Annotated in this window: 15 protein-coding genes; 9 read left to right on the top strand and 6 right to left on the bottom strand. The window is 34.3% G+C overall.

Annotated features, from left to right (window positions below):
* The first annotated feature begins 380 nt into the window (after positions 1–380).
* From RTY06_RS09655 to RTY06_RS09635, 5 genes are all read left to right on the top strand, one after another.
* Positions 381–1,598, top strand: a complete 1,218-nt coding sequence (locus RTY06_RS09655) for an ABC transporter permease (protein WP_312824530.1) — start codon at positions 381–383, stop codon at positions 1,596–1,598.
* Positions 1,599–1,752: 154 nt separating this feature from the next.
* The gene (locus tag RTY06_RS09650; protein ID WP_312824529.1) at positions 1,753–2,778 is read left to right on the top strand and encodes a sensor histidine kinase; all 1,026 of its coding nucleotides are present in this window, start codon (positions 1,753–1,755) and stop codon (positions 2,776–2,778) included.
* A 44-nt stretch (positions 2,779–2,822) separates the two neighbouring features.
* A complete protein-coding gene (locus tag RTY06_RS09645; RefSeq protein ID WP_312824528.1) occupies positions 2,823–3,062 on the top strand; it encodes a DUF6922 domain-containing protein in 240 nt (79 codons plus the stop codon).
* A 53-nt stretch (positions 3,063–3,115) separates the two neighbouring features.
* Entirely contained in the window at positions 3,116–3,709 is a 594-nt protein-coding gene (locus RTY06_RS09640) for a nucleotidyl transferase AbiEii/AbiGii toxin family protein (protein ID WP_312824527.1), read from the top strand.
* Positions 3,709–4,434 carry a LytTR family DNA-binding domain-containing protein gene (locus RTY06_RS09635; protein WP_312824525.1) on the top strand — a complete coding sequence of 242 codons (726 nt, stop codon included), beginning with the start codon at positions 3,709–3,711 and terminating at the stop codon, positions 4,432–4,434. Before RTY06_RS09640 ends, RTY06_RS09635 begins: the two co-directional genes overlap by 1 nt.
* Here RTY06_RS09635 and RTY06_RS09630 read toward each other — a convergent pair whose 3' ends face one another.
* From RTY06_RS09630 to RTY06_RS09615, 4 genes are all read right to left on the bottom strand, one after another.
* Positions 4,435–4,875 (bottom strand): hypothetical protein, encoded by a 441-nt coding sequence (locus RTY06_RS09630; RefSeq protein ID WP_312824523.1) that lies wholly within the window; start codon positions 4,873–4,875, stop codon positions 4,435–4,437.
* Positions 4,875–5,522, bottom strand: a complete 648-nt coding sequence (locus RTY06_RS09625) for a hypothetical protein (RefSeq protein WP_312824521.1) — start codon at positions 5,520–5,522, stop codon at positions 4,875–4,877. The genes RTY06_RS09630 and RTY06_RS09625 overlap by 1 nt, the downstream gene beginning before the upstream one ends.
* A gap of 3 nt (positions 5,523–5,525) precedes the next feature.
* A complete protein-coding gene (locus tag RTY06_RS09620) occupies positions 5,526–6,950 on the bottom strand; it encodes an HD domain-containing protein (RefSeq protein ID WP_312824520.1) in 1,425 nt (474 codons plus the stop codon).
* Positions 6,951–7,212: 262 nt separating this feature from the next.
* Complete coding sequence (locus tag RTY06_RS09615; protein WP_312824519.1) at positions 7,213–7,767, bottom strand: L-threonylcarbamoyladenylate synthase; 555 nt, start codon at positions 7,765–7,767, stop codon at positions 7,213–7,215.
* 286 nt (positions 7,768–8,053) lie between these two features.
* Between RTY06_RS09615 and RTY06_RS09610 the strand changes: the two genes are divergently transcribed.
* From RTY06_RS09610 to RTY06_RS09595, 4 genes are all read left to right on the top strand, one after another.
* Positions 8,054–10,534, top strand: coding sequence for a TonB-dependent receptor domain-containing protein (locus RTY06_RS09610; RefSeq protein WP_312824518.1), 2,481 nt, complete (start codon positions 8,054–8,056; stop codon positions 10,532–10,534).
* 31 nt (positions 10,535–10,565) lie between these two features.
* Complete coding sequence (locus RTY06_RS09605; RefSeq protein WP_312824517.1) at positions 10,566–11,780, top strand: hypothetical protein; 1,215 nt, start codon at positions 10,566–10,568, stop codon at positions 11,778–11,780.
* 453 nt (positions 11,781–12,233) lie between these two features.
* A complete protein-coding gene (gene pepE, locus RTY06_RS09600) occupies positions 12,234–12,926 on the top strand; it encodes a dipeptidase PepE (RefSeq protein WP_312824516.1) in 693 nt (230 codons plus the stop codon).
* Between the two features lie 9 nt (positions 12,927–12,935).
* A complete protein-coding gene (locus tag RTY06_RS09595; protein WP_116034451.1) occupies positions 12,936–13,529 on the top strand; it encodes an HD family hydrolase in 594 nt (197 codons plus the stop codon).
* Positions 13,530–13,592: 63 nt separating this feature from the next.
* On the opposite strand, the gene secG is transcribed toward RTY06_RS09595, so the two are convergent.
* Positions 13,593–13,916: a preprotein translocase subunit SecG gene (secG, locus tag RTY06_RS09590; RefSeq protein ID WP_312824512.1), complete on the bottom strand. Its 324-nt coding sequence runs from the start codon at positions 13,914–13,916 to the stop codon at positions 13,593–13,595.
* A 64-nt stretch (positions 13,917–13,980) separates the two neighbouring features.
* Positions 13,981–14,478 (bottom strand): T9SS type A sorting domain-containing protein, encoded by a 498-nt coding sequence (locus tag RTY06_RS09585; RefSeq protein WP_312824511.1) that lies wholly within the window; start codon positions 14,476–14,478, stop codon positions 13,981–13,983.
* Positions 14,479–14,523: the final 45 nt, after the last annotated feature.

The raw sequence follows: 14,523 nt of genomic DNA, 5'->3' as shown, positions 1-14,523 counted from the left end.
CGCTCAAGTCGGGCTGCGAGCGATTCAACGAAATAATAAACTTGTTCAGATATATTAAAAAACCAATGAAGATGGATTAATGAAGTAAACTTTTTGCAAACCTACAATGCTGATGAAAATGCCGAAGCAATGTAGCAGGGAAATGAACCAGACAATGAAAAGATTATGAAGAAGTCAGGTTTGCAGAAAGTTTTAAAAATTAAAATGATAGTTCAATCATAGTTTAAAGAATGAAGAGGAATTAATGTTGTGAACTTTTTGCAAACCAAAATGCAGACGAAAATGTAGATGTAATGAAGCAGAAAAAATGAACCAGACAATGAAAAGATAATGAAGATGTCAGGTTTGCAAAAAGTTTTATTAAAACAAAAATCAAGAAAATGAATTTCACCAATTTATTAAAAATAGCCTGGAAAGCCATTCTCCTCAACAAAACCAGAGCAATGTTGACAATGCTCGGAATCATCATTGGTGTGGCTTCAGTGATTGCAATGTTGGCGATTGGAGAAGGTTCCAAAGAAAGCATCAAGAAAAATATTTCCAGTATGGGCGCGAATCTTATCACGATTCGTCCAGGAGCAGGAATGATGGGCGGCGTTCGTTCCGACCCTTCTGCGATGCAGACTTTGACTTTGGCAGATTATGAAGCTTTGAAGGCTCAGGCAAAATTGATTAAAGATATTTCGCCTTTGGTTAACGGAAGCGGACAAAGTATCGCAGGTTCCAACAACTGGCCGACTTCGATTTACGGTGCATCTCCAGAATATTTGAAAATCCGTGATTGGGGCGTTGACGAAGGTTCTATGTTCACAGAAGACGATATCGAATCTTATGCAAAAGTTGCCGTTATCGGGAAAACCGTTCAGGAAAATCTCTTCCCAAATGAAAATCCGATTGGAAAAATGATTCGTTTCAAAAATATTCCGTTCAAAGTGATTGGCGTTTTGAAAGAAAAGGGTGAAAATACATTCGGGCAAGACCAAGATGACATTATTATTTCACCTTACACTGCGGTTCAGAAAAGAGTTTTGGCGCAGACTTACCTTCAGTCGATTGTGGCTTCTTCTCAAAGTGAGGAAGATTCTGAAAATGCAGTGAATGAAATCAAATCCATAATGGAAAATCAGCACAAGATAAAGCCTGATGAAGACAACGATTTCAACGTTTCTTCTCAGCAGGAAATTATCTCGATGTTCAGTTCAACCAGCGAAATGTTGACGATTCTTCTCGTTGCAATTGCAAGCATCTCCTTATTGGTCGGCGGAATCGGAATTATGAATATTATGTACGTTTCCGTAAAAGAAAGAACCAAAGAAATCGGTCTGAGAATGGCGATTGGAGCCAAAGGAAATGACATCCTGATGCAGTTTTTGATAGAATCGGTTTTGATTTCAATTACAGGCGGAGTGCTCGGTGTTTTGATTGGCTTGATTACAACATTTTGCATCCAACAATTTGCAGGCTGGCCGGTAAGTGTTACAGCAAGTTCGATTGTAATTTCCTTTGTGGTTTGTACCATTACAGGCGTTTTCTTCGGTTGGTATCCTGCGAGAAAAGCGGCGCAAAGTGATCCAATTGATGCGTTGAGATATGAGTAAGATTGAAGTTTAATCAAACAAAATTTAGGAGTAATGGTAGAAAAATTTTTAAATTCACTTCTTCGAAATTTTCACAAATCCAGAATGTTCCAAGGATTGAATAAATTTAAATTTTAAAAATGAAGAGGAAACAATTATTAACTTTGAAAAAATAATGATAAACCTAAAAAATAAAAATCTCGAAATCAGCCTTCATCTTTTGATTTGGCTGGTTTTGTTCTTTCTTCCAGCGGCGTTCACCATTGGTTCGGAGACGGATTGGAGTGCGATTTTCAGACACTTTTGGTTGCAGTTATTTTTCCTTGCGATTATATTTTATCTCAATTATTTTATCATTGTCAAATGGCTTTTTAAGGATGAAAAATTCTGGTTTTTTGCATCCAATTTTTTATTATTGATTTTGCTAATTTTTGTCAAAAGTCAGATTTTCGAATTACTCGAACCAGACCGACCAAAAATGCTGGGAAAACGTCCACCAGACGGAATGCGCTACTTTTTTGATTTCTTGATTTATCTGATTCCTGTTGCGTTTTCGATTGCCATTAATGCCAGTAAAAAAATGCAGAAAGCGGAAGAAATGAAAATTGAGGCAGATAATATCAAACTGCAGTCTGAACTTAAACATTTGAAATATCAGTTGCAGCCGCACTTTTTCTTTAATGCACTTAATAATATTTATTCCTTGATTGATTTTGATTCGGAGAAAGCGAAACAAAGTGTTCACAGTTTAAGCAAACTGATGCGACATCTTTTATACAAAACCGATGTAGATAAAATCAGTCTTTCGGAAGAAATCGATTTTCTGAATAAATATATCGACTTGATGTCATTGAGATTGAATGACAAAACGAAAGTTTACACCAATTTTCCAACAAAGATTCCGAATCTTGAAGTGGCGCCGTTGTTGTTTATTTCGATTGTGGAAAATGCTTTTAAACACGGTGTTTCGGCAACGCAACATTCGGATATTAGTTTTAAAATGGAAGTTATTGAAGACGAAATTCAGTTCACCGCTTCTAATTCGAATTTCCCGAAAACGGATACGGACAAAAGCGGTTCGGGAATTGGCGTAGAAAATCTGAAAAAAAGACTTAACTTGCTTTATCCCAAAAAACACGAGTTTCATTCTTGTTTAAACGACGGAATGTACATTGCAGAAGTGAAATTGAAAACGAAATAAAATTTTAATTTTAAAAATCACTATCTTTGAGTAAGTTATAAATAATGCTACAATCATCTAAACTTCATCCAGATTTTTCTAAAATCCCAAAGTTTCTTTTTTGGGACACAAATTTTGATGAAATTGATTGGAAGAACAAATATGTAGCTGTCATCAAACGGGTTTTTGAACGTGGCGACGAAGAAGCGAAGATTGAGATTGAAAAATTCTACGGTAAAGAGTTGATTAAAAATGTTTTGAATTCCAAATCAACCAAACCAATGCATCTTCATATCAATAAATAATGTTGTATTATTCTACTGTATCGCCCAATTTAAAATCTTTCCTCAAAATTGTAATGGATTCTGATATTCTGAAACCGTTTCGTTTGGTTGGTGGAACTTCTCTTTCGTTGCAACTCGGTCATCGCATTTCCATTGATATAGACCTTTTTACGGATTCAGATTATGGAAGTCTTAATTTTGAAGACATAGAAACGTTTCTTAAATCTAAATTTTCTTTCATCGTATTTTCTTCGGAACTTACTTCTTTTGGTAAATCTTATTTTATAGGAACTAGTGAAAATAATGCAGTAAAGCTTGATGTTTTCTACTCAGACCCTTTTATTGATGATGAATTATTGATTGATAATATTCGTTTGGCAAGTTTGAAAGATATAACAGCAATGAAAATAGAAGTTATACAAAATGGAGGTCGGAAAAAAGATTTTTGGGATTTGCACGAGCTTTTAAACTATTTTTCCTTAGAAGAAATGTTGGCTTTTCACAAGATTCGTTATCCATTTAGTCACGATTCGGATTTGATTATTAAAAATTTTACCAATTTTCAAATAGCTGATGAAGATTTTGAAGTTTTATGTCTGAAAGGAAAACACTGGGAAGTAATAAAATCTGATTTTGAAAATCTCATAAAAAAAATCACAAATAAGTAATGAAAAAAATAACCTGCCTAATTGCCGACGACGAGCCAATGGCTTTGAACTTAATCGAAAGTTACGTTCTGAAAACACCTTTTCTGGAACTGAAAGCCAAATGCAACAGCGCAATAGAAGCAATGCAGGTTTTGGAGGAACAAAAAGACATCGATTTGTTTTTTTTGGATATACAAATGCCTGATTTGACAGGTTTGGAGTTTTCAAAATTACTTCCACAAAACAGCCGAGTGATTTTCACAACTGCTTTTGACCAATATGCAATTGACGGTTACAAAGTGAACGCTTTGGATTATCTGTTGAAACCTTTTGATTATAACGAATTCCTGAATGCTTGTACAAAAGCCAGAAATTATTTTGAATCTCAGCAGACAGTTTCCGTTTCAAAACCAGAAAAAAAGCAGGAGTTTTTCTTCATAAAATCGGAATACAAACAAATCAAAATCAACTTTTCTGAAATCCTTTATATCGAAGGTTTGAAAGATTATGTGAAAATCTATTTGAAAGACAATCCGAAACCAATTCTAACTCTAATGAGTCTGAAAAAGCTAGAAGAAGAATTACCTTCTGAAAATTTTATGAGAATTCATCGTTCTTTTATTATTGGACTCGACAAAATTGAAGCGATTGAAAGAAATCACATCGTCATCGGAAAAGAACAAATCGCCATTGCTCCGAATTATAAAGATTCACTAATGGAATATATTGGTGGGAAAAGTTTATAATTACTGAATATCTACAATTTTTTGATTCATATTATTCAGAGAAAAAACATCACCTTTTTGTTTTCCATTCATTGCTTTTGCTAAAGGAGATTCTGGAGAAATGCAAATGATTTTTTGATTTTCAAAAATGATTTCGCCTAAAGAAACTGAGATAAAAAACAAACCTTTTTCAGTTTTTACAATCGCTCCTTTTTCTACTTTTTCACAAGGTTTTATGAGAATTGTTTTCAGAAAATCCTGTTGTTTCAAAACTTCATTCAATTGAACTTGAAGATTATTAATTTCTTGCTGAAGCATTTCTCTTCCTGTTTCGTACTTATCGCCCATCGAGCTTTTGGTGTCGTTGTTGGAAGCACGAGTTTCCGCAATCAGCTTTTCGAAATTCTGGATTTTTCCGGAGAGTTTTTCTTGGATGGATTTAATTAATTTGGTTTTGTCCATTATTCAAAAATCAATGATAAATGAGAGGTTTGTCCTTTTGTAGATTTAAGTTTTCCGTCTAATACATTATTGAAAGTGTTTTCATAATAATCAAAAGAGGTATTGCCAATGGATTTTATTTTCCCAAATTTTGACTGGTCAAAAGTAGCGTTGTTATAATATTCCATTTTGAAATTTCCTATTTTCTTAATTTTTCTAAAATCAGAACTGTCCAGAACTTTATTGTCATAGTAATCAATAGTTACATCTCCAATTGTTTTAATTTTTTGATATTTTTCCAGATCAAGAATGTTGCTATCCCAATAATCAATTCTAATATTTCCGATGCTTTTGAGTTTTCCAAACTTGCTCTGATTCGCAAATTGATCATTCCAATAGTCCACTTTAGAATTGCCTATTTTTTTTAATTTTCCAAAATCGGAATTGTCCAGAATATTGTTGTCGTAATATTCAAAAGTATTGTCTGTTTTAGAAGAATAAAAGTGTTCCAAAACACCGTTGTCATTGATAATAAAATGAAAATCATCTTTTACGATTTCGTAATTTTTGACTTTGTGATTATAGCTAATATTGACTTTTAAATCAAAATTTTGAGCATTTATTAATTGTACTACAAAAAACAGAACAGTTAGTATTATTTTCTTCATAAATTAATTTGTCAAATTAAGTCCAATTTTAGAAGCTTCAGCAATTACAAAATCTCTGGCTTCCGTTTTATCATTTTTGATTTCGCCTTCCAGAATAGCTTCCTTCACTTTTTCTTTAAGGATTCCGATTTCTCTTCCGGGTTTCAGGTTGAACATTTCCATAATCTCTTCTCCGGAAATTGGCGGTTGGAAATTTCTCACTTGGTCTTTTTCCTCAACTTCTTTTATTTTCTTCGCCACATATTCAAAGTTCTTTTTGAATTTGGCTTGTTTAGAATAATTTTTTGTCGTGATATCCGATTTGCAAAGTGTGAAAAGGTCTTCCATATCTTCTCCGGAATCAAAAAGTAATCGTCTCAATGCAGAATCAGAAGCATCATCGGTAATCAATGCAATTGGTCTGGCGTGCATTCTTACCAGCTTTTCGACGTATTTCTGTTCTTGTCCAAGTGGAAGTTTCAAACGTTTGAAAATATTTTTAATTTGTTTAGAACCTATAAATTCGTGACCGTGAAAAGTCCAGCCGATTCCTTCGACATATTTTTTGGTTGGTGCTTTTCCAATATCGTGAAGCAAAGCCGACCAACGCAACCAAAGTTTATCTGTACTTTCACAAATATTATCAACCACTTGTAAAGTGTGATAAAAATTGTCTTTATGGGTTTGTCCGTCAATATCTTCAATGCCTTTCAAGGCAGTTAGTTCTGGAAGAATATAATCGAGTAGAGAAGTTTCTTCTAATAATTTCAAACCTTTTGAAGGTCTGTCAGAAAGCATTATTTTGTTGAACTCCACCATAATACGTTCCATTGAAACGATTTTTATACGTTCAGCTTCTTCTTTAATTGCTTTCAAAGAGTTTTCTTCGATTTCGAAATCCAAAGTTGTTGCAAATCTGATTGCTCTCATCATTCTCAATGGATCGTCGGAATAAGTCTGATGAGGTTCCAAAGGTGTTCTCAGAATTTTATCAGACAAATCCTGCATTCCGCCAAATGGATCAATTAATTCTCCGAAATTATCTTTGTTAAGAGAAATTGCCATTGCATTGATGGTAAAATCTCTTCGTTTTTGGTCATCTTCAATCGTTCCGATTTCTACAGATGGCTTTCTGGAATCCTCGCTGTAGCTTTCTTTTCTGGCGCCAACAAATTCCAGTTCCAAATCTTTGTAACGAAACATCGCAGTTCCATAAGTTTTGAAAACTGCCACTTTTGTTTTTGGGTCGATTTCTTTGGCGATGCTTTCTGCCAATTCTATTCCGCTGGATTCTGTGACGAAATCAATATCGGTTGGGGCTTTTCTTTGCATCAGTAAATCTCTTACGAATCCACCAACAGCGTAAACGGATTGTCCGTTTCTGTCAGCAACTTCAGAAATGATTTTGAAAAGTTTGAGGTTTTTATTTTGGTTGAGGTTTATGAACATTACTAAATTTAAAAATAAAGTCATTATATATAATGACTCTTTTATAGGTTACAAAGATAATTGTTTTTGAGGTTTTATCTTGTTTTCTGAAAATCAAGACTTTTTGTCTTTTGTGCTTGGTTTAAATACTGGAAATCAGACATTCTGCTATGAAAATGGGAGCGGTATTCTTTTTGAGATTAAGGTAAATACAAAAAGTAGTTTTTTTTTCATAGTTTATTTTCCGGCGGATGGTCTTGCAAAAGGTCATCCGCTGGTTTATTTATTCGCGAAGGATTTTAATCTGATTATTATTCCAGACTTTGATAACAGATGAACCGGAAAATTCCGAAACCTTGTCGTGATTGTCTTCTACTATATAGTCAACAGAATTTTTTATATCCTCAGAGATATCATTAAATTTCATAGGTGACTTTTGTCCACTCAAATTAGCAGAAGTTGAAACCAAAGGTTTGTTGAGTTTTGAAATCAGTTTTTTGCAGTAATCATTTTTCACAATTCGGATTCCGACGCTTCCATCTTCTGCCAATAATTCTTTGGGGAGATTCTTCGGATTTTCATAAACTATTGTTACGGGTTTCTCGCTTAGGTCGATGATTTGCCAAGCCATTTCCGGTACATCTACCAAATCCTGCAGTCTTTTTTCGGACTCTACTAATATAATAAGAGATTTGTTTTGTTCTCTTTTTTTGATGTCAAATATCTTTTTGATGGCGTCCGGATTGGTTGCGTCACACCCGATTCCCCAGATAGTATCTGTTGGATAAAGTATGGTTCCGCCGGATTGTAATATTTCTAAGGCTTTTGTAAAGTCCATTTCAGTGCAAATTTTGGGGAAAATCAAATATTAATGACTGTTAAGATTTTTAATTTATTGATTTTCAATTGTTTATTTGTTTTTGGTGATTGTTACAGATAAAATTATCTATTGCAAATTTAACAAATAATGAACATATTTTTAAAAAGTATTAACCTGTTAAACTTCATTTAATATAATCTAGATTTTCGTAATGCTTAATTAAAGATTATTTAAAATTTATTATACAATCCGAACGCTTTCGAAATGATTTCTTTGGCAACGAAGAAAAAAGAAAAATGTAAAAATGAAAGCAAAAACAATCAGCATCAGTGCTTTGTTTCTTTGTATGTCAACTACAGCATTGTTGGCACAATCTACCCCTGATACTATAAAGGGTGAAAAGAAAATTGATGAGGTAAAAATCATCGGAACTTCTAAAAAGGGTACAGAAAATAATATCATCACTACCCAGAAAAAATCAGTAGAAGTTATTGAACGTGTTGGCTCCGCTCAGTTATCCAAACAAGGTATTGGAGATGTTGCAGCCGCAGTTACAAAAGCTACTGGAACTCTTAAACAAGAAGGTAGTGGACAAATCTTCGTAAGAGGACTAGGAGATAGGTACAATACAACTACACTTAACGGATTGCCAATTCCGTCAGATGATCCAGAATTCAAGAATATTGATCTTGAGATCTTCAAAACTTCTATGATCGAGTATATCTCATTAGACAAAGTTTATAATCCAAAATTATATGGTGACTTTGGTGGTGCTAATATCAACATTGTTTCAAAAGAACATACAGGTAAACCTTATTTCAAAGTAGGACTAGGAAGTGCGATTAATATGCAGACTTTTGATAAAGGTAATTTCAAACTTCAAGATGGTGGTCCTGGTTTCTTTGGATACAAAACATCTACTTTTAACAAGTCAAATCCAGGTGTTGCATATCCTTTCACTACAAAATGGAATTTTAAAAATGCACAAAACCCTTTCAATTCTAATTTAGATTTTGAAACAGGTGCTCGTTTTGGCAAGTTTTCAATATTTGCTTATGCTGGTTTTGACAACAGTTATGAGTATAGTTCGGGTAAAGAAAGTTTCTTTTTTGCTGACGGAAGACCTGACAAAGATTACAATGTGGAGCGTTACGAGTATGAGACCAATACCACTGCATTAGTTAATCTTGCTTACAAAATTAATAGTAATAATAAACTGACGTTTACCTCAAATTATATTCATTCATCTTCTCAAACTGCTAGATTCTTCGAGGGTTATACATTCGATATCGGAACAGATGTGGTAGTTAATCGTGGAGATAATAAGATTACAGATACGTGGATTAATCAATTGGTAGGTAATCATAAGCTTGGGAAAAGTTGGGAAGCAGATTGGGCTTTAGGATATAACAAGCTTAATAGCAAAAGACCAGATAGGTTACAAAACACAATGTCCGCTACAGACAACATCCTGATTGCTGGAAGTATTGTAGATAACCATCGTTATTTTGATGAATTAAAAGATGATACATTCTTAGGTTATTTACATTTGACAAAAAAACTGAATGATTTCAAATTTAGTTTTGGATATGATGGATCTTACAAAAACAGAACATTTGATTTCACAACTATCGGGATTCGTTACGCCAACCCATATGGTTTGTCTTTGAATATCGATCCTAACAATTATGATGCTTTTTTCAATTCAACAAACAGTACTTTGTATCAGTTTATTTACCAAACTTTCAGAGGTACTTCAGAATTGTACAAGCCTTGGGGTTACGATATCAAGCAACATTTACATTCAGGCTATGCTAATGTAGATTATAATGTTTCTGATAAATTAGTAGTACAGCTAGGAGGTAGATTCGATTATATCAATTGGGATATGGATTGGAATGATCCTTTGAACACAGATAAAAAACAAAAGAGTTATAACAAGTTCTTGCCAGCGCTTAATGCAAAATATTCTGTGAATGATAGAACCAATTTAAGATTATCTCTTTCAAAAACCTATACGCTTCCTCAACCAAAAGAGTTGATCCCAATTGCGTATTATGACGTTACAACCAACGTTTATGGTAACGAGAATCTTTATCCTTCAGATAATTATAACGTAGATCTTAAGTGGGAGTTTTTCCCAAAATCAGGTGAGATTATCTCGGTTGCTGCATTTGGAAAATATATCAAAAATCCTATTGCTAGAACAACTTATTCTACAGCATCTTCTAGTGATATGACTTACTTTAATATTGCGAATTGGGGATATATTGTAGGAGCAGAAGCAGAGTGGAGAAAAGATATCTATGAGTGGGAAGCTTCCAAAATATATACATTCATCAATGCTACATATATGCATTCTCAACAAGAACTCAAATCGTCAGATGAGTTAGCTGCAGAAAACGAAGGTAAGCGTGCTGAGTTCAGTGGGCAAACAAAAGAAGATGTTCAAGGAGTTGCAGATTTTATTGCAAACGCCAATTTGGGATATAACTTCAAATGGAACGATGCCAATTCATTGGATTTCGTAGTGTCTTACTCATATGTTGGTAAAAATCTATTTGCTCTTGGAACCAATAATACAGGTAATTTCTACGAAGCTTCTAGAAATATGCTTGATACAAACCTCAATGTTAATCTTAAAAATATAGGCATTGGAGTATTTGTAAGAAACATCCTTAACCCTGAATATAGAATTGATCAAGTTAATACTTCAGGAACTTACATTAACAGAAATTATACAAAAGGAAGATTGGTAGGACTTAACCTTTCTTACAAATTCTAAAAAATAAAATTAATCTATTAAAATAAAAAAAATGAAAAAGACATTTTTAAGAGCAGCTTTTTGCTTATCATTATTAGCATCAGCTACAGCGGTAGTAGTTTCTTGTGACAACAACGATGACGATACAACAGAAACTCCTTCGCAAACTATTGATCCTAACAAATTCGAAGGAACTATTGCAAAAGGTAATACAGTAACTCTTGACGCTACAAAAACTTATAAATTAACAGGTAAACTTTTAGTAGAAGGTGGAGCAACATTGATTATCCCTGCTGGAACAAAAATCGTTGCAAACGAAGGAGCAAATTACCTTATCGTAGATAGAAATGCAAAGATTTTTATCAATGGAACAGCTTCTGCTCCAGTAGTATTCGAAGGAGCACTTAACTCTCCAGGTTCTTGGGGTGGGATAGTAGTATTGGGTAACGCACCTTCTAACAGAAGTGCTGCTGGTACTTCTACTTCAGAATTAGGGGAATTGACTTACGGTGGTACTGCAAAAGACGATAACTCTGGTTCTATCCAATATGTTATTATCAAAAACAGTGGTTTCAAATATAACCCTTCAAAAGAATTCAACGGTCTTTCTCTTTTCGGAGTTGGTAGCGGAACAAAAATATCTTATGTTTCTGTTGTTGATGGTGCAGATGATGGTGTAGAATTTTTCGGAGGAAACGTTAATGCAGATCACATCCTTGTTTTAGGAGTTGGAGATGATTCTGTTGACTGGACAGAGGGTTGGCAAGGTACAGCAGATTATATCTATGCTGCGAGAAAAAAAGAATATTTTAACGCTGCAGAACCAGGTAATAGAGGTATAGAAGCTGATACTCAGGATACAGACCCTAACACTACTTTTGGTAACGGAGCTTCTAACCCAACTATCAAGAATGCTACTTTCCTAGGTAATGTAAAAGGAACGGAATCTCAAGCAATGAAAATCAGAGCAGGATCTCAAGGGAAGTTTGATAACATCGTTTTATCTAATTTCTCTACAGGTATCGATTTCGAAACTGATAGAACTTTAGCTTGGTTCCAAGCTGGTTCTTATGTGAAAAATGTTCGTTTCGAAAGTATCGGAACAAACATCAAAGGGAAAAATACTGCAGGTACTAGCGTAGATTTAACAGCTGCTGTTACTATTAATGCAAATGCTACTGGAGCAGGTAATGGATCTTCTCTTCCAGACTGGGCAAAAGGATGGAGTGGCGTTTCTTCTTTCACAGCTGCTGACGCTGGTAACTAGTACCGGTCTAATTTAGAAAATTTCTTTTTTCTTCATATCAAATCAAAAAATTATTTGAACCTGCAGGTCATCTGCAGGTTTTTTTTATGTTCGATGTCCTTAAAAAAATTAAATCCTTACAAAAGATAGAGACCTATTTACTACAAGTAGAAAGTTACCGACCGTCAAGAGAAAACTCGCTACTGTCAAGAGAAAGTTAGCTACTGCCAAGAGAAAACTCGCTACTGCCAAGAGAAATCTCCTTACTGTCAAAAGAAAGTTAGCTACTGTCAAAAGAAATCTCCTTACCGTAAAAAGAAAGTTAGTTACTGTAAGTAGAAACTTCCTTACTGCAACAAGAAAATTAGCTACTGCAAATAGAAATCTCCTTACTGCAAAAAAAATTATTGAAGCTTAAAAATAAAAATTCCAAAACATTTCCCGAAATTTGCCATCAACCTCAACCATCAACCAATGAACATCATTCTCGCATCCACATCTACACTCTTCGGCGGACAATACTTAGAGTATCTTAAATCAGAACTTCAGGTTCTTTTTAATGGAATTGATGAATTAGTATTCATCCCTTTCGCAAGACCTGGAGGCATCTCTCACGAGGATTACACTGCAAAAGCAAAAGAGTTTTTCTCAGCAATCAATATTAAAGTCAAAAGTCTCCACGAGTTCGAAGATAAAACAGAAGCCATCAATTCCGCACAAGCTTTTTTCACCGGCGGAGGTAACACATTTCTTTTAGTAAAGACTTTGCATGAGTCTGGATTTATGAATCTCTTAAAACAAAATGTAGAATCAGGTAAACCATATCTAGGTTGCAGTGCAGGAAGCAATATTGGAGGAATCAATATGAAAACTACCAACGATATGCCTATCGTTTACCCACCAAGCTTTGATTGTATGGGATTAGTTCCTTTCAATATCAACCCGCACTACCTAGATCCAAATCCAGAAATCAAACATAACGGAGAAACCAGAGAAACCAGAATCAAAGAATTTTTGACTCAGAATGATATCAAAGTTGTTGGTTTAAGAGAAGGGAACTGGATTAGAAGGATTAATGATTCAATTACCGTAGAAGGCACAGAACTTACCAGAATCTTTGAAGCAGGAAAAGAACCCTACGAAGTTAATCCCGGAACAGAATTATAAATTAGAACAATGAAAATCCAAAAAGAAATAGACTTCATCTTAGCCATAGATGCTTTGAAGAATGTCAACCGAAGAAACTATAACGCAGACGACTCGCGCAGAGAAAATACAGCAGAGCATAGTTGGCAAATAGTTGTCTTAGCACAGATTCTTTATCCTTATGCCAAAAACAACACAGAAATTAATCTATTAAGAGTGATAAGAATGCTTTCCATTCACGACTTGGTGGAGATAGATGCAGGAGATACTTTTCTTTTTGATGAAGAAGGAATGAAAGGAAAATTCGAAAGAGAAAAAATAGCTGCCAAAAACATATTCGGAATTTTGGATGAGCCTCTTTCATCAGATTTTTATAATCTTTGGATCGAGTTCGAAGAAGAGAAAACACCAGATGCCATTTTTGCTTGTGCAATCGATAGAATAATGCCTTTTATCCTTAATGCCCACACTTCAGGCAAGAGCTGGACAGAAGCTGGCGTTACCGAGAAACAAGTCCGCAATATGTTAGAAAATGCTATTTGCAGAGCTTCAGACGATATGGGAGATTGTTTCCATCAACTGATTTCTAAATGCATTGATGAGGAGAAATTAGTGAAAAGCTAAAACAATATCAACAAAAAAACGCTTCCAATTGGGAAGCGTTTATATTTATAAATAATTTTTTTATTACTTAGTAGCAGAAGCATTATTTGCTGGTGCTTTCACAGGCGCTTCAGATTTCACAGGAGTAGGAATCGACGGTGCTACTTGCGATGGTTTTCCTGTAAGAATGATACTTAGGAAAATCAAAACTACAATAGTCGTTCCCAAAGTCCAAGTTGCTTTTTCCATAAAATCGTTGGTTCTCTGTACTCCAAAGTTTGCAGCAGATGCACCACCAAAAGTTCCAGAAAGACCTCCACCTTTTGGATTTTGAGCCATTATAATGATAACTAATAAAATGCTAGCAATGATAATTAGAATCATAAACAGCGTAAATATTGAACTCATAGTATTGTCTTAATAATAAATTTTGAAGCGCAAATATATGGATTTTAAATCAATAACAGAAAACTTATTTCTTAATAAATTTCACAATATTCGTTTCGTTGCTCAGCGATTTTAATTTGATAAAATAAACGCCAGTCTTCAAATTACTAATGTCAATTTTCGGGCTTTTAAAATCTTTATTAAGAATTGACTTTCCACTCCCATCTATGATTTCATAAGCTATGAAGTTTTTTTCAGATTCTATGTTCACATAATCCTGAACCGGATTGGGGAAAATCTTTACTACAGCTATTATTTTAGACGAATCATTTACAGCTAAGAGACAAGCGGGCGGATTAGAAATTGGCCCTTCAGAATAATCATAGAAAATGTCTGTTTCTGTTTCCAGAGCATAGTATAAATAATTTGTATTTGGAGACCCAGAAATATAATTACAGTTATTAAACTCGACATAGGCTTTATTAAATGCGTATGTTATTTTGTACCAGCCTTCGCAAGCAGAGGTCATTGGATTTCCCGGCGGATAAAAATCAATAGTTACAACGGGATCTATAAAATTCATGTAAGAACAAGGAGTTGTCCAACTAGAAGGAGGTTTGAAATATGC

The organism is Epilithonimonas sp. (genome assembly GCF_032055105.1).
GTDB lineage: Bacteria > Bacteroidota > Bacteroidia > Flavobacteriales > Weeksellaceae > Epilithonimonas.
Note: the sequence above shows the minus strand (reverse complement) of the source record. Positions and strands in the feature narration are given on the sequence as shown.